This is a genomic window from Pseudonocardia sp. DSM 110487, assembly GCF_019468565.1.
Lineage (GTDB): Bacteria > Actinomycetota > Actinomycetes > Mycobacteriales > Pseudonocardiaceae > Pseudonocardia.
This window is the reverse complement of sequence record NZ_CP080521.1, coordinates 2,948,675-2,963,545: the sequence shown is the minus strand read 5'-3', so window position 1 is coordinate 2,963,545 and position 14,871 is coordinate 2,948,675. Positions and strand designations below refer to the sequence as shown.

Genomic DNA, 14,871 nt, shown 5'->3' with positions numbered 1-14,871 from the left:
GTTGCAGGAAAGCCACATTCATGCAACCAGATGGCATGAAAGTGGCTTTGCTGCAATCAGCCTTTCAGTCCAGCGGACGCGAGGGCAGGGGGCGGGCCGAGCCCGCGGCCAGCAAGCCGAGGAGCAGCGCACCCAGCACAACGAACAGGGCACGCAGGATGCCGGCGTGCTCGCCGAGGAGGCCGATGAGCGGTGGGCCGGCGATGAAGGCCGTGTAGCCGATCGAGCTGACCACCGAGACGCGGGCGGCCGCGCGGGCCGGGTCGTCGGCGGCGGCGCTCATGCCGACCGGGAAGCCCAGCGAGGCCCCGACCCCCCAGAGCAGGGCCCCGCTGAGCGCAATGGGGACGGACCCGCCCAGCAGCATCAGCAGGAGCCCGGCGAGCGCGACGACGGCGGTGGCACGCACCACCGCGACGCGCCCGAAGCGCTCCAGTGCCGTGCCGCCGACCATCCGGCCTGCCGTCATAGCTGCCACGAAGAACCCGAACGCGATCGCGCCGACCGTCTCGCTCGTGCCGTGGCCGTCGACCATCGCGATGGCGACCCAGTCGTTCGCCGAGCCCTCGGTGAAGGCGAAGGCGAGCACCATCAGCCCGACGACGAGCGTGCGCGGTTCCCGCCACGCCGTGAGTACTCCCGAGCTCGACTTCGCCTCCCCGGGGGTGACCTCGGGCACCGGCAGGAAGTGCCGCACGGCCACCGCGACGACGATCGGGAGCAGCACGACCACGCCGATCAGCTGTACCGGGAGCGGGATGCCGAGCGCCGCGCAGGCCGCGCCGAGCGCAGCGCCGCCCACGGTGCCGAGGCTGAACCCGGCGTGCAGGCGGGGCATGAGCGAGCGGCCGAGCCTGCGCTCGACGTCGGCGCCCTCGACGTTCATCGCCACGTCCCACACGCCGGTGCCGAGGCCGGCGGCGACGAGGCCGACCGCCGCGACCGGCACGAGCCCTGCGAACATGCCGATGGAGAGCAGCGCCAGCCCGAGCGTCATCGACAGCGCGCCTGCGAGCACCGCACGGCCCGGCCCGAGGCGGTGCACGATCGGGCCCGACAGTGGCAGCCCGGCCACCGCCCCGCCCGACATGCACAGCAGCAGGAGGCCCAGCTGCGCCGTGGATAGGTCGAGCGTGTCGCGCAGCGCAGGCGTGCGCGCGATGAACGACGAGAACGCGAGGCCCGCGGCGACGAAGGCGACGACCACGGCCGTGCGCGCCCTCAGCAGCTGGGCGGAGGGCAGCGCCCCTGTCGTGGTCACATCGGCTCCTGTCGCAGTGTCGGATCAGTGGTGTCGAATCGATTCGATTTAAGGCTACGCGACGGAGGCGCCTGGCTCAACCAGGTTCGTCCCGTGCCCGCTACGGTTCCCGGGTGTCCACCCGTCCGACGCTCGCCGCCGTCGCGGCCCGCGCCGGCGTGTCCTCGTCGACGGCCTCGCTCGCGTTCGCCGACAGCCCCCGCGTCGCGCCCGCCACCCGCGAGCGGGTGCTCGCCGCCGCCGCCGAGCTCGGCTACGGCGGCCCCGACCCCCTCGCGGCCTCGCTGCGCCGCGGCCGCAGCGGCGTGGTCGGCGCGTTCATCGGCGAGCGACTGCTCTACGCATTCCGCGACCCGGTCGCCCTGCAGCTGCTCGACGGGATCAGCGAGGTGCTCAGCGCGCACGACGTGGGGCTGCTCCTGCTCGCGGGCGACATCGGGCGCCCGTCCACGAACCAGATCGCGCGCATCCCGCTCGACGCGGCGATCTTCGCCACCTGCGGGCTCGAGGACGATCCCGCGCTCGCGCAGCTGCAGGCCCGCGGCGTGCCGATCGTCGCCGTGGAGGGGCCCGCCGTCGAAGGCGTCGCGATGATCGACATCGACGACCGCGGCGGCACCCGCGACCTCGCCCGTCACCTGTACGAGCTCGGGCACCGGCGGGTCGAGGTCATCGCCATGCCACTGCGCCTCGACGGCACCCGCGGCCCGGTCACGCCGCAGCGGCGGGCGCGGGCGCACTACCGGGACGTGCGCCACCGCATGGAGGGCGTGGAGGACGTCTTCGGCCCGGTCCCGATCTACGAGACCTCGAGCAACGCCGTGGACGAGGGCGCCGCCGCTGCACGCATCCTGCTGGACGTCCCCGCCGACCGGCGGCCCACCGCGATCATCGCCCAGAGCGACGTGCTCGCCGCCGGTGTGGTCCAGGCCGCCGCCGAGCTCGGGCTCCTAGTACCCGATGACCTGTCCGTCGCTGGCTTCGACGGCGCGGAGCTGCACTGGCTCGCCCCGACCCGGCTCACGACCGTCGTGCAGCCGAGCGAGGAGAAGGGCAGGGCCGCGGCCCGGGCCGCGATGGATCTCGTGGACGGCGGCGACCCGGTGAGCCTCATGCTGCCCGTCGCGCTGCGGGTCGGTACCACGAGCGGGCGTGCTCCGTCCTCCGATCGGTCGGCACACCGATAGGAATCGCGGCGTGCCGGGAACCCGGCAGCATGGTGGTCCGCGTGCTGATCGTCGATCAACAGCCGCTGTTCCGCCGCGGCCTCGAGGAGGCGCTGCCGGCGGCCAGCGACGGCGGGGTGCGGGTGGTGGCCGGCACCGACCGCGCCGACTCCGCCGCGATGCTGGTGCGGCGCCACCAGCCGGACGTCGTGATCGTCGATCTCGAGCTCGACACGCCGGGCCCGCTCGCCGCGCTCGCCGCCATCCGACGGGCACAGCCGCGCCTGCCGGTCCTGGCGCTCACCCGGCACGTCCAGGGCGTCCTCGAGTTCCTCGGCGCCGGCGCAAGCGGGGTGCTGCTGCGGACCCGCTCGCCCGCGGGGCTGGTCCCGTCGCTGCTCGCGGCCACCGGCGCCGCGACGCGGCCCGCGCCGCAGCGGACGGGCCCGCAGCTCACCGGCAAGGAGCGGCACGTGTGGACCCTCATCGCGGGCGGCGCCAGCACGGCGCAGATCGCGCGGGCCCTGCACGTGTCCGAACGCACGGTCAAGCGGCTCACCGCCGGCCTGCTGCGCACCCTCGGCGTCGCGAATCGCACCGAGGCGGCCGCGCTCGCCGGCCGCGCCGGCCTGCTGGACGAGCGGCGCTCGGGCTCGCCCCCGTAGGAACCCCGACTCGCGCGCACTCAGACCGCGACTCGCGTACACACAGAGCGCGACTCGCGTGCACCCAGAGCGCGACTCGCGGACGGGGCGCAGCCCCACGTTCCGCGAGTCGCGGGGTGAGTGCGCGCGAGTCGCGGTCTCCGTGCGCGCGAGTCGCGGTCTTCGTGCAGGCGCCTGCGTCTACCGCGGCTACCGGGCGGCATAACGCAAGTAGGTGATGCCCCCGCGGAACGACTTCGCCTCGATCAGCCGCAGCCGCGGCAGCTCGTAGCCGTCCGGGAAGAGGCGGCGGCCGCGGCCCTGCACCACCGGGTAGACGAAGAGCCGATACTCGTCCACGAGCCCGGCCCGGACGAGGGCGTGGCAGAGCGTGATGCTCCCGGTGACCACGATGTCCTGGCCCGGCCGCTCCTTGAGGGCACTCACCTCGGCGATCGGGTCACCGGCCAGGATCGTGGAGTTCTGCCACTGCGGATCGGTCAGCGTCGAGGACACGACGTACTTCTGGACGCGGTTGAGGTAGTCCGTGATGCCGGTGGCGTCGTCCTCCTGCTTCGGCCAGTACCCGCGCATGTCCTCGAACGTCTGCCGGCCGGTCAGGAACGCGTCGGCGGTGCTGTCCTGCCGGTGCAGCTCCGCGATCAGGTCGGAGTTGTCGACGTCGGCCTGCCCCTGCGGGTCGAACCAGTCGCCCAGCATCTCGATCGAGCCGTCGAGGGTCACGTTCTGGGTGATCACGAGTTTTCGGTTCACATCCGTAGGACTCCCGCCGCCGCCGATGTTCATCGCCGCCATGCGGTCACGCTCACAGTGGGCTTAACTCGGCGGAAACCTTGCGGCCCGCGGCCGCTTTGTATACATCTGAGGTCCATTGATCATGCCGAAGGGCCGCCCCGTGTCCCACCCCCTCCGCCGCGCGGCCGCCGGGGCCATCGCAGGCCTGCTGGCGATCGCACTCGCCGCCTGCATCCCGGTGCAGCCGGTGGTGCCCGCGCCGCCCCGCCCGGACGTCCCGGGCGTGGCGTTCGACGGCCGTCCGGCCCGCCAGGGCGGCGACCTGGTGATGGCCCTGTCCAGCGAGCCGGACCGGCTCGACCCGACCACGTCGTCGTCGCTCTACACGCGCTACGTCATGAACACGATGTGCGAGAAGCTCTACGACATCGACGCCGAGGGCGACCTGGTCGCGCAGCTGGCCACGGCGCTTCCGAACATCTCGCCCGACGGGCTCACGGTGACGATCCCCGTCCGCACCGGCATCAGGTTCGCCGACGGCACCCCGTTCGATGCGTCGGCTGTGGTCACCACGCTGCAGCGCCACCTCACCCTCGAAGGCTCGACGCGCCGAGGCGAGCTGGGGCCGATCGCGGGCATGGAGGCGCCCGACGCGAGCACGGTGGTGATCCGCTACGAGCGGCCGTTCGCGCCACTGACCGCCTCGCTCGCCGACCGCGCCGGGATGATGATGTCGCCGAAGGCGATCGCCGAGCTGGGCGCGGACTTCGGCCGGTCGCCGGTGTGCGTGGGGCCCTTCCGGTTCGCGGAGCGGGTGCCGCAGACGTCGATCACCGTGGTGCGCGACCCGAACTACTACGCCGCCGACCAGGTCCACCTGGACTCGATCACGTACCGGATCATGACCGAACCGAACATCCGCGCCGCCAACCTGCGTTCCGGCGACGTCCAGGTGGCCGACCGGATCTCGCCGCAGGACGTCGACGCGCTCCAGCTGGAGAACGGGATCGGCGTGCTGCAGATCGGTTCGCTCGGCTACCAGGCCGTGACGTTCAACGTCGGCAACGTCGACGGCACCGGGGAGCCACCGCAGCCGATCGACACGCCGATCGCGTCCGACCCGCGCGTCCGGCAGGCGTTCGCGCTGTCGATGGACCGCACCGCGCTGGTCTACTCCGTGTTCAACAACTGGTACGACCCCGCGTGCTCGCCGATCTCCCCGGACAGCCCGTTCTCCACGCCCGCGAGCGAGGCCTGCCAGCCCTACGACCCGGCGAGGGCGCAGCAGCTGCTCGCCGAGGCGGGTGTGCCCACGCCGTACCGGCTCACGATGCTCGTGAGCAACGACGCCGACAACCTGCGGTTCGCCCAGGCGCTGCAGGCCAGCGTCCGCGCGGGGGGCTTCGAGATCGCCATCCAGCCGGTCGAGTACTCCACGCTGCTCGACGTGCAGGAGCGTGGTGACTTCGAGGTCCTGCACCTCGGCTGGTCGGGGCGCATCGACCCGCACGGGAACATGTTCAACTTCCTCACCACCGAGGCCTCCAGCAACTACTCCGGCTACAGCAACCCGGAGGTCGATCGGCTATTGCGCGAAGCCGCGCAGCTCACCGACCCGGCGGCACGCGCCGAGACCTACGGCCGCGTCGTGCAGATCGTGCAGCGGGACCTGCCCCTGCTCTACGTCTACCGGCTGCGCAACCTGACCGCGTACACCACGAACGTGGCGGGCATCGAGGCGTACGCCGACGGGGTCGTGCGGCTGGGACGAGCCGGATTCCTGGCAGAGGAGGGCGACTGAGTTGGCCCGCTACCTGCTCATCCGGTTCGGTCAGGGCGCGGTGACGCTGTTCCTGGCCTCGATCGTCGTCTTCGCCGGGGTACGCGCACTGCCCGGGGACCCGGCGCTCGCGATGGCGGGCGAGGAGGCGAGCCCGGAGACCCTGGCCGCGATTCGCGCCCAGCTCGGGCTCGACCAGTCGATCGTCGTGCAGTACTTCCGCTTCCTCGGCAACGCGCTGTCCGGCGACCTGGGCGACTCGGTGCGCACCGGCACGCCCGTCACCGAGCTGATCGCGACCACGCTCCCGGTCACGGCGTGGCTGTCGCTCTACGCGATCGTGATCGCCGTCGTGTTCGGGATGGCCGCGGGCGCGCTCGCCGCCGCCAACCGTGGCCGCTGGCCGGACCTGGCCGTCGGCGGGGTGTCGCTGCTGTCGCTGTCGGTGCCCAACTTCTGGCTCGGGCTGCTCGCGATCCTCTACCTCGCCGTCGGGCTGGGCTGGTTCCCCGCGTCCGGCTACGTCGCCGTCACCGAGGAGCCGCTGCGCGCGCTGTGGCACCTCACACTGCCCGCGCTGATCCTCGGCACCGGCCTCGCCGCGATCGTGATGCGTCAGACCCGCTCCTCGATGATCGACGAGCTTGCCGCCGACTACGTGCGCACCGCCCGGGCGAAGGGCGCGTCCCGCGGCACCGTGCTGGTCCGCTACGCCATGCGCAACAGCCTGATCGTCGTGGTGACGATCGTCGGGCTGCAGCTGGGCGGGCTGATCTCCGGCGCCGTCGTGACGGAGCGGATCTTCGCCCTCCCCGGGTTCGGGAAACTCACCCTCGACAGCGTCTTCACCCGCGACTACCCGGTGATCCAAGGGGTCGTGCTAGTGGTGACGCTCGCCTACATCCTCATCAACCTCGCCGTCGACGTCCTGTACTCGGTGATCGACCCACGGATCCGGGTGGCAGCGGGAGGGAACGCCTGATGGCCCTGATCACCCCGGAGATCGGTACCGACGACGAGCTCGGCACCCGCCGCGGCCGCGTGCTGTCCGGCCTGCTGCGCCACCGGCTCGGCGTCGTGGGCGGCGGGCTGCTGCTCGTCGTGGTGCTCGCCGCGTTGCTCGCCCCGTGGATCGCGCCCTACCCGCCCGACGAGGTGCACTTCGAGACGCCGTTCCAGCTGCCGCGCACCGTGGGGTTCCCGCTAGGCACCGACGACCTCGGTCGCGACATCCTCTCCCGGATCCTCCACGGCACCCGGGCGTCGCTGCAGGTCGGCGCGCTCGCCGTGGCGCTCGCGATCGTGGTGGGCACCCCGCTCGGGCTGCTCGCCGGGTACTGGCGCTGGCTGGACGCGCTCGTGTCGCGGCTGACCGACCTGCTGCTCGCGTTCCCGTTCCTCATCGTCGCGGTCGGCCTCGCCGCGATCAACGGAGCCAGCCTGACGAACGCCGCGATCGCGCTCGGCCTCGCCCAGGTACCGACCATGATCCGGGTGGTGCGCGCCGAGACGCTGCGGCTCAAGGGCCACGAGTTCGTGCTGGCCGCCCGGACGATGGACGCGTCCGGCGTGCGCATCCTGGCCACGCACGTACTGTCCAACGCGCTCTCGTCGATCATCGTGCAGGCCACCGTGATCATGCCGGTTGCCGTGATCGGCGAGGCGCTGCTGTCGTTCCTCGGGCTCGGGATCCAGCCGCCGACCCCCAGCCTGGGCATCATGCTGTCCGACGCCCAGCAGTACATCGTCCGCGCGCCGTACGCGGCGTTCTTCCCCGGGCTCGCGATCGTCGTGATCTGCCTGGCCTTCAACCTGTTCGGTGACGCATTGCGCGACGTGCTGAGCCCCGGCTCCCGCCGCTGAAGGAGGAAAGGACCCCTCGTGAGCTTCGTCCCGCCGCCCGAGTTCACCACCCGCCCCACGCTGCAGGGCACGTTCGGCATGTCCGCCACCACGCACTGGCTGGCCACCGCCACCGCGCAGGCGGTGCTGGAGCGCGGGGGCAACGCGTTCGACGCCGCGACGGCGGCCGGGTTCGTGCTGCACGTCGTCGAGCCGCACCTCAACGGCCCTGGCGGCGACCTGACCGGCGTCTTCGCCACGGGCACCGATCCGACCCCGCAGGTCCTCATGGGCCAGGGCCCAGCACCCGCCGCCGCCACGATCGCGCACTACCGCGGAGAAGGGCTCGACCTCGTCCCGGGCGCGGGCGGGCTCGCCACCGCCGTCCCCGGGTCCGTCGACGCGTGGCTCCTCCTGCTCGCCGAGCACGGCACGTGGGAGCTGGCCGACGTGCTCGCCTACGCCATCGGCTACGCCCGCGACGGCCACCCGGTCGTCGGGCGGGTGGGCAGCACCATGGAGACCGTCGCCCAGCTGTTCACCGAGCACTGGACGACGTCGGCGCGGCTGTGGATGCCGAACGGGCGCCCGCCGCGCGCGGGCGAGATCATCCGCCTCCCGGCATACGCGCGCACCCTGGACCGCCTGCTCGAGGCCGGCTCGGGCGCCAGCGACCGGCGCGGCCGGATCGAAGCGGCGCGCCGGGAGTGGAAGGAGGGGTTCGTCGCGCGGGAGGCCGTCGCGTTCCTGCGCACCCCGCACCGGCACTCGTCCGGCGCCGACCACGCCGCCGTGATCGACGTGGCCGACTTCGCCTCGTTCTCCGCATCGTTCGAACCCGCCGTCACGGCCGAGTTCCGCGGCACGACGATCGCCAAGACCGGGCCGTGGGGCCAGGGCCCCATCCTGCTGCAGGCCCTCATGATCCTTGACGGCCTCCCCGACGAGGCCCTCGACCCGTCCACCGCCGAGGGCGCCCATCACGTCCTCGAAGCGCTCAAGCTCGCCCTCGCCGACCGGGACGCGCACTACGGCGAGGCCATCGCCGACGGCGTGCTGGACGTCCTGCTGTCCCCCGAGTACGCGAGCGAGCGCCGGGAGCTGATCGGCAAGGACGCCTCGCACGAGTTCCGGCCCGGCCGACCGGGCGGGCGCGAGCCGTTCCTGCCTCCGCTCATGGCCGAACCCGACGAGGCGGCGACCGCCGGCGTCGGTGAGCCCACCGTCGTGCTGTCCGGGGAGACCCGCGGCGACACCTGCCACGTCGACGTCGTGGACAAGTGGGGCAACGTCGTCGCCGTCACGCCGTCCGGCGGCTGGCTGCAGTCCTCCCCGACGATCCCCGAGCTCGGGTTCTGCCTCGGCTCCCGGTTGCAGATGACGTGGCTCGAAGAGGGCGCGCCGTCGTCGCTCGCGCCGGGCGAGCGGCCGCGCACCACCCTCACGCCCACACTGCTGCTGCGCGACGGGAAGCCGGTGGGCGCGCTCGGCTCCCCCGGTGGCGACCAGCAGGACCAGTGGCAGCTGCTCTACCTGCTGCGCACGCTCGTCGGCGGCTACTCGCCGCAGCAGGCCATCGACGCCCCGGCCATGCACACCACGTCCATGCCCGGCTCGTTCTGGCCGCGCACCTGGACGCCCGGCGGCGCGGTCGTCGAGAACCGGCTGGGCGACGACGTGATCAGCGAGCTGGAGCGGCGCGGGCACCAGGTCACCCGGGCGGGCGACTGGGAGCTCGGGCGGCTCTCCAGCGTGGGCCGCGACCCCGAGACCGGGGTGATGACCGCCGCGGCCAACCCGCGAGGCGCCCAGGGTTACGCGGCGGGGCGCTGATGACCGGCACGCCGCTGCTGCGCATCCACGGGCTCGAGGTCTCCTACGACGCCCCCGTGCTGCACGGCGTCGACCTGACCGTGCGGCGCGGGCACCGGGTCGCGATCGTGGGTGAGTCGGGCTCGGGGAAGTCGACCACCGCGGCCGCCGCGATCGGGCTGCTGCCCGGCACCGGGCGCGTCACCAGCGGGGCGATCGAGTTCGACGGCGAGGACGTCACCGCGGCGGGCGAGCGACGGCTGCGCAGGCTACGGGGCCGCCAGATCGGCCTCGTGCCGCAGGACCCGATGTCGAACCTCAACCCGGTGGCCAGGGTCGGGCGGCAGATCGCCGAGACGCTCGTGATGCACGGCTTGGCGCGTGGTCGGGCGGCGCGGGAGCGGGCCGTCGAGCTGATGACCGAGGCGGGCATTCCGGACGCCGCGCGGCGCGCCCGGCAGTACCCGCACGAGTTCTCCGGCGGGATGCGCCAGCGCGTGCTCATCGCCATCGCGCTGGCCTGCGAGCCGCAGCTGCTCATCGCCGACGAGCCGACGTCCGCGCTCGACGTCACCGTGCAGCGCCAGATCCTCGACCACCTGGAGCGACTCATCGCGGCGCACGGCACGTCGCTGCTGCTGATCACGCACGACCTCGGGCTCGCCGCCGAGCGGGCCGACGACGTCGTCGTGATGTGGCAGGGCCGGGTGGTCGAGACCGGTCCGGCCGCCCAGATCCTGCGCGACCCGCAACACGCGTACACGCAGCGGCTGGTGGCGGCGGCCCCGTCGGTGGCCGCGCGGTCCCGGGCCGTTCCCGCACCGCCGCCCGCGGCTGATCCCGTCCCCGCGCTGGAGGTCACCGACCTCGTCAAGACCTACAAGGTGCGTGGGCAGCGCGAGGCGCTGCGCGCGGTCGACCGGGTGTCGTTCACCGTGCGGGAGGGCACCACCACGGCGATCGTCGGCGAGTCGGGCTCGGGCAAGACCACGATCGCGCGGCTCGTGCTGGGGCTGGAGCAGCCCACGTCCGGGCACATCGCGATCGCGGGGCGGACCTTCCGCGGGGCCGACCGGAGCGGGCGGCGGGCCATCCGTCGCGAGATGCAGCCGGTGTTCCAGGACCCGTACGGCTCCCTCGACCCGGTGCTCCCCGTGGAGCGGCTGATCGACGAGCCGCTGCGCGTCTTCGGGATCGGCGACACCGCGGCGCGACGGCAGCGGGTGGCGGAGCTGCTCGACCACGTCGCGCTCCCCCGCGGGGCCGCCCAGCGCCATCCCGTCGAGCTCTCGGGCGGGCAGCGGCAACGCGTCGCCATCGCGAGGGCACTGGCCCTGCGGCCGAAGCTCGTGATCTGTGACGAGGCCGTGTCCGCGCTCGACGTCATCGTCCAGGACCAGATCCTCGAGCTGCTCACCCAGCTGCAGCGCGACCTGGGCCTGTCCTACCTGTTCATCGCCCACGACCTCGCCGTGGTGCGCCTCATCGCCCACGACGTCCTGGTGATGCGGCGCGGCCGGATCGTCGAGCACGGCAGCGCCGCAGATGTCTTCGACGACCCGCAGGACGAGTACACGCGCGCGTTGCTCGACGCGATCCCCGGAGCCGCCCTACCGGCCTGAGAATGTGTTTGAGAAGCGCGGAGCGGGCCGCCCCTCGGCAGCCGGGACATGCTGGATCAGCGGAGCCGGCGGCCCACATGCGGGCTTCTCAAACACATTCGAGCGCAGGTGCTCGAGCAACGCGGCCGCGGCGGGCACGAGCGGGGCGCGGCGGTGCACGACCCCGGCCGTCCACGTCGGAGCGTGCCGGGCGATCGGAACGGACCGCAGGTCGGGAAACCCGGCCGCGAGCGTGGTCGGCACGATCGTCACGCCCAGACCGGCCCGGACGAGCTCGGCAGCGGTCATGGCGTCGTTCGTCTCGAACACCCGAGCCGGCTCCACGCCCGCCGCGCGGAACGCGCGGTCGACCTCCTGCCGGACCGCCCAACCGGGCACGAAGTCGACGAACGGATGGCGCGCCAGCTCCGGGAGCGTCACCGGAGCGTCCGGGAGTTCCGAATGCGGGCCGACGAGCGCGACCATCCGGTCTCGGATCAGCTCGACGCTGACCAGCCCGCGCCGCCGTCCCGTCAGCGCGACGACGGCCATGTCGACCGTGCCCTCCCGGACCGCGTCGACGATCTGGTCGGCGGGGGCCTGGCGCAGGCGCACCACCACCTCCGGATGGGCGCTCCGCAGCGCGCCGATCGCCCGCGGAAGCCGGCCCAGCAGCCCCTGCATGACGCCCACCGTGACCTGGCCGCGCAGCACGCCGCGCGCCGCATCGACGGCGCCCCGCACCTGGTCGGCGGCCGACAGGGCGGTGCGCGCCGCCGCCACGAACGCCTCCCCTGCCGCGGTGGGTACGACGCGGTGGGTCGTCCGGTCGAACAGCGGCACGTCGAGCTCCCGCTCGACCGCGCGCACGGTCGCCGACACCGCCGACTGCACCAGCCGCAGCCGCCTCGCCGCCGCCGAGAACCCACCCGCCTCGGCCACCGCGACGACGACCTGCATCTGCCGGAGCTCCACGGCGCCTATCTTCGTTGGAGATAACCGATATCTCCAATCATCGCGCCGACAGGGGAAGCCGGGTCCGTCGCCCGATGTTGGTAGGGGCGTGCAGACCTCGTATGCGCCTCCGCGCACGAACAGCAGGCACGGACGTGGCTTCTGGCTGATCGCGTACCTGTTCACGGTTGCGATGGCCTCGTCGACGCTTCCGACCCCGCTGTACCCGCTCTACCAGCGCGAAGAGGGCTTCGGCGCACTGATGGTCACCGTCGTGTTCGCCGTGTACGCCGTCGGCGTGCTGGCCGCGCTGTTCCTCGGGGGCCACGTCTCCGACTGGGTGGGCCGCAGGCGGATGCTCGCGCTCGGGCTGCTGGCCGGCATCGCGTCCGGCATCACCTTCGTCGTCTCGACCGCCCTGCCCGCGCTCATCGCCGGCCGGGTGCTGTCCGGGCTGAGCGTCGGCCTCGTCACCGCGACCGCCACCGCCCACCTGGCCGACCTGAACGGCCGGGCGCGCCCCGGCCAAGGCCTGCGACGCGCCGAGGTGGTCGCCACCGCGGCCAACCTGGGCGGCCTCGGCCTCGGCCCGTTGATCTCCGGCCTGCTCGCCGAGTTCACGAGCTCCCCGCTGCGCGTCCCGTACGTCGTGTCGGTGGTGCTGCTGACGATCGGGCTGGCCGCGCTCACGGTGGTCCCGGAGACCGTGCAACGCCCCGACCCGATGCCGGCGTACCGCCCGCAACGCACCGCCGTGGCTCCCGAGCACCGGCCAACGTTCGTCGGCGCCGCGACGGCCTCCGTCGTCGCCTTCGCGGTCTTCGGGCTGTTCACCTCGCTCGCGCCCATCGTCTTGAGCACGCTGTTCCACAGCGGGAGCCGCGTCATGGCGGGCCTCGCCGCGCTGCTGGCCTTCGGCTCGGCCGCCGCGGCCCAGATCCCGCTGCACCGCCTCACCCCGCACCGGCAGCTGGTCAGCGGCCTCGCCGTCATGGCCGCCGGGGTCGTCGTGCTCGTCCTCGCGGTGAACCTGGGCCTGCTCGCGCTGTTCCTCACCGGGGGGGCCGTCGCAGGAGCGGGCGCGGGCATCACGTTCAAGGGCAGCATGTCCACCGTGCTCGCCACCGCGGCGGCGAACCGGCGCGGCGAGACGGCCGCCGCGCTGTTCCTGTCCGCGTACGTGGGGCTCACCGTGCCGGTCCTCGGCCTCGGGTTCGCCGCGCAGAGCCTCCCGGTGACGGTCGCGCTGTACGCGTTCGCCGCCGCGCTGCTGCTCGCGCTGGCGTTCGCGACCTGGCGCATCGTCACCGCGCGCTCCCGAAGCGCCATGATGGGCGCATGACGGACGGGATCGACGCCGGTATCAACATGGCGGCCGTGCCGAGCGGTGCAGGCTGCAGCGAGTGCGACGAGGTCGGCGGCTGGTGGGTGCACCTGCGCCGGTGCGCCCAGTGCGGCCACGTCGGCTGCTGCGACACCTCCCCCGCCCAGCACGCCACCGAACACTTCCGCGCCACCGGCCACCCCATCGTCCGCAGCTTCGAGCCGGGCGAGAGCTGGTACTGGGACTACCGCTCGAACGAGATGCTGGACGGCCCCGATCTGCCAGAACCCCAGCACCGCCCGCTGGACCAGGCAGTCCCCGGCCCGGCGGAGCGGGTCCCAGCGGACTGGCGCGCCCACATCCACTAGGGCCGGCAGGGCATGATCGTGCCCGTGGAACCTCTTCGGATCGGAGTCCTCGGCGCCTCCCGGATCGCCGTCGCCGCCATCGTCGCCCCGGCGCAGCTCACCGGGGCCCGGCTCGTCGCCGTCGCGGCCCGCGACCGCGGCCGGGCCGAGACCTTCGCCGCCGAGCACGGGGTCGAGCGGGTGCTCGGCTCCTACGCCGACGTGCTCGCCGACCCCGAGGTCGAGGCGATCTACAACCCGCTCGCCAACGGCCTGCACGGCCCATGGAACCTCGCCGCGATCGCCGCGGGCAAGCACGTGCTCACCGAGAAGCCCTCGGCGAGCGACGCCGCGGAGGCCCGGGAGGTGCGCGACGCAGCCGCGCGGACGGGCGTGGTGTTCATGGAGGCCTTCCACTACCTGTACCACCCGGTGGCCCAGCGGCTGCTGGAGGTCGTGGGCTCCGGCGAGATCGGCGAGCTGCGCCACGTCGAGGTGCACATGGAGATCCCGCCTCCGCCGGACGGCGACCTGCGCTGGTCGCTCCCGCTCGCGGGCGGCGGGCTGATGGACGTCGGCTGCTACGCCATCCACCTGCTCCGGGTGCTTGGCCGGTTCGCGGGCGGTGCCCCGCGCGTCACCGGCGCCGAGGGTCGCGAGCGAGCCGCGAGCCCGGGCGTGGACGAGTGGGTGCGAGCGGAGCTCGCCTTCCCCGGCGGGGCCACCGGCGTCCTGCACAGCTCCATGGCGGCCGACGAGGTGCGGATGACGGCCCGGCTCGTCGGTGACACGGGCGAGGTCCGCGCCGCGAACTTCGTGCTCCCCCACCGCGACGACCGCGTCTGGGTCACGGCAGGAGGCACCGAGCGGGAGGAACGGCCGGGCCTGCGCCCGTCGTACGCCTACCAGCTGGAGGCGTTCGCCGCCGCCGTCCGGGACGGGGCACCGGTCCCCACCGACGCCGATGATGCCGTGGCCACCGCCGAGCTGATCGACGACTGCTACCGGGCAGCGGGATTCGATCTCCGACCGCGTTCGGCGCCGGTTGTCTGAAATTACCCCGCGGTGGATCTCCAGTCGCTAGATTCGCCGGCATGACGGCTGCGGGGGACGACAGACCGACACGCCAGCGGAGCATTGACCCGATGGCGATCTACGCGTATCTCTCGGCGATCGCGGCCGCACAGGATAAGCACAGCGCCAGGGTCGACGAGTTCGCGAGCGTTGCGGTGCAGCACACCACCACACTGGCGGCGCTCGTCGGTATGCAGGCGCAGCAGACCGCGGCCCTCGCCGAGCAGGGCGCGAAGCTCGACCGGATCCTCGAGATCCTCGAGAATCGCTGACCCCGGATCGGGCGACACGCCCCAACCGCGGCGACGCG

14 protein-coding genes are annotated in these 14,871 nt (G+C 73.2%); 11 read left to right on the top strand and 3 right to left on the bottom strand.

The annotated features are described in order from the left end of the window. Positions 1–64: 64 nt before the first annotated feature. Positions 65–1,261: an MFS transporter gene (locus K1T35_RS13650; RefSeq protein WP_220260538.1), complete on the bottom strand. Its 1,197-nt coding sequence runs from the start codon at positions 1,259–1,261 to the stop codon at positions 65–67. A gap of 113 nt (positions 1,262–1,374) precedes the next feature. Between K1T35_RS13650 and K1T35_RS13645 the strand changes: the two genes are divergently transcribed. Both K1T35_RS13645 and K1T35_RS13640 read left to right on the top strand, forming a co-directional pair. Continuing rightward, complete coding sequence (locus tag K1T35_RS13645) at positions 1,375–2,448, top strand: LacI family DNA-binding transcriptional regulator (protein ID WP_255621862.1); 1,074 nt, start codon at positions 1,375–1,377, stop codon at positions 2,446–2,448. A 41-nt stretch (positions 2,449–2,489) separates the two neighbouring features. After that, positions 2,490–3,092 carry a response regulator transcription factor gene (locus tag K1T35_RS13640; RefSeq protein ID WP_220260537.1) on the top strand — a complete coding sequence of 201 codons (603 nt, stop codon included), beginning with the start codon at positions 2,490–2,492 and terminating at the stop codon, positions 3,090–3,092. A gap of 189 nt (positions 3,093–3,281) precedes the next feature. On the opposite strand, the gene K1T35_RS13635 is transcribed toward K1T35_RS13640, so the two are convergent. Continuing rightward, entirely contained in the window at positions 3,282–3,845 is a 564-nt protein-coding gene (locus K1T35_RS13635) for a dihydrofolate reductase family protein (protein ID WP_255621861.1), read from the bottom strand. Between the two features lie 142 nt (positions 3,846–3,987). Here K1T35_RS13635 and K1T35_RS13630 point away from each other — a divergent pair, with 142 nt between their 5' ends. The 5 genes from K1T35_RS13630 to K1T35_RS13610 all read left to right on the top strand — a co-directional run bounded on the left by K1T35_RS13630 (position 3,988) and on the right by K1T35_RS13610 (position 10,883). After that, on the top strand, positions 3,988–5,628 hold the full coding sequence (locus K1T35_RS13630; protein ID WP_255621860.1) for an ABC transporter substrate-binding protein: 1,641 nt from the start codon (positions 3,988–3,990) through the stop codon (positions 5,626–5,628). A 1-nt stretch (position 5,629) separates the two neighbouring features. Next, a complete protein-coding gene (locus tag K1T35_RS13625; protein WP_220260535.1) occupies positions 5,630–6,589 on the top strand; it encodes an ABC transporter permease in 960 nt (319 codons plus the stop codon). Further along, positions 6,589–7,470, top strand: coding sequence for an ABC transporter permease (locus K1T35_RS13620; RefSeq protein ID WP_220260534.1), 882 nt, complete (start codon positions 6,589–6,591; stop codon positions 7,468–7,470). The genes K1T35_RS13625 and K1T35_RS13620 overlap by 1 nt, the downstream gene beginning before the upstream one ends. A 78-nt stretch (positions 7,471–7,548) precedes the next feature. Next, positions 7,549–9,282, top strand: a complete 1,734-nt coding sequence (locus K1T35_RS13615; protein WP_220262577.1) for a gamma-glutamyltransferase family protein — start codon at positions 7,549–7,551, stop codon at positions 9,280–9,282. Beyond that, positions 9,282–10,883, top strand: coding sequence for an ABC transporter ATP-binding protein (locus K1T35_RS13610; RefSeq protein ID WP_220260533.1), 1,602 nt, complete (start codon positions 9,282–9,284; stop codon positions 10,881–10,883). Before K1T35_RS13615 ends, K1T35_RS13610 begins: the two co-directional genes overlap by 1 nt. Here K1T35_RS13610 and K1T35_RS13605 read toward each other — a convergent pair. Continuing rightward, positions 10,872–11,837: a LysR family transcriptional regulator gene (locus tag K1T35_RS13605; RefSeq protein WP_255621859.1), complete on the bottom strand. Its 966-nt coding sequence runs from the start codon at positions 11,835–11,837 to the stop codon at positions 10,872–10,874. The genes K1T35_RS13610 and K1T35_RS13605 overlap by 12 nt on opposite strands. 88 nt (positions 11,838–11,925) lie before the next feature. Between K1T35_RS13605 and K1T35_RS13600 the strand changes: the two genes are divergently transcribed. From K1T35_RS13600 to K1T35_RS13585, 4 genes are all read left to right on the top strand, one after another. Next, positions 11,926–13,158, top strand: coding sequence for an MFS transporter (locus tag K1T35_RS13600; RefSeq protein WP_255621858.1), 1,233 nt, complete (start codon positions 11,926–11,928; stop codon positions 13,156–13,158). Next, on the top strand, positions 13,155–13,508 hold the full coding sequence (locus tag K1T35_RS13595; RefSeq protein WP_220260532.1) for a UBP-type zinc finger domain-containing protein: 354 nt from the start codon (positions 13,155–13,157) through the stop codon (positions 13,506–13,508). Before K1T35_RS13600 ends, K1T35_RS13595 begins: the two co-directional genes overlap by 4 nt. 24 nt (positions 13,509–13,532) lie before the next feature. Next, positions 13,533–14,540 carry a Gfo/Idh/MocA family protein gene (locus tag K1T35_RS13590; protein WP_255621856.1) on the top strand — a complete coding sequence of 336 codons (1,008 nt, stop codon included), beginning with the start codon at positions 13,533–13,535 and terminating at the stop codon, positions 14,538–14,540. A gap of 92 nt (positions 14,541–14,632) precedes the next feature. Then, positions 14,633–14,833 (top strand): hypothetical protein, encoded by a 201-nt coding sequence (locus K1T35_RS13585; protein ID WP_220260530.1) that lies wholly within the window; start codon positions 14,633–14,635, stop codon positions 14,831–14,833. The last annotated feature ends 38 nt before the right edge of the window (positions 14,834–14,871 follow it).